The following is a 267-nucleotide window of genomic DNA, read 5'->3' as shown; positions in this document are numbered from 1 at the left end:
AGCATGTGCTGGGTGCGCTGCCTCCCGACATCGCCGACTTCGTGCTCGACGGCAGTGTCTGCGGCGAGCTGACTCCGGAACTCGCCTCCGCCGTGACCGATCGTCCGGATGCGGCAGAGCTGCTGGAGACGTGCGTCAGGCTCGGCCTCTTCCTCGATCGGTTCGAGGGTCCGCACGGCGTCGTCTACCGGTGGCACACCTCGTTCGCCAAGCAGTGTGTCGACATCGTCGCTCTCGACGCCGCTCGGGCTGCGGCCTGCCATCGCC

Annotated in this window: 1 protein-coding gene; it reads left to right on the top strand. The window is 68.2% G+C overall.

The window, feature by feature from the left end; translation table 11 throughout:
* A partial coding sequence (locus SB717_RS36430) for a winged helix-turn-helix domain-containing protein (protein ID WP_410907904.1) occupies positions 1-267 on the top strand: 267 nt, incomplete at both ends.

The sequence above is a fragment of the Priestia sp. SIMBA_032 genome, from assembly GCF_046535215.1.
GTDB lineage: Bacteria > Bacillota > Bacilli > Bacillales > Bacillaceae_H > Priestia > Priestia aryabhattai.
The sequence above is the reverse complement of the archived record's forward strand: the minus strand, read 5'-3'. Positions and strand labels throughout refer to the sequence as shown.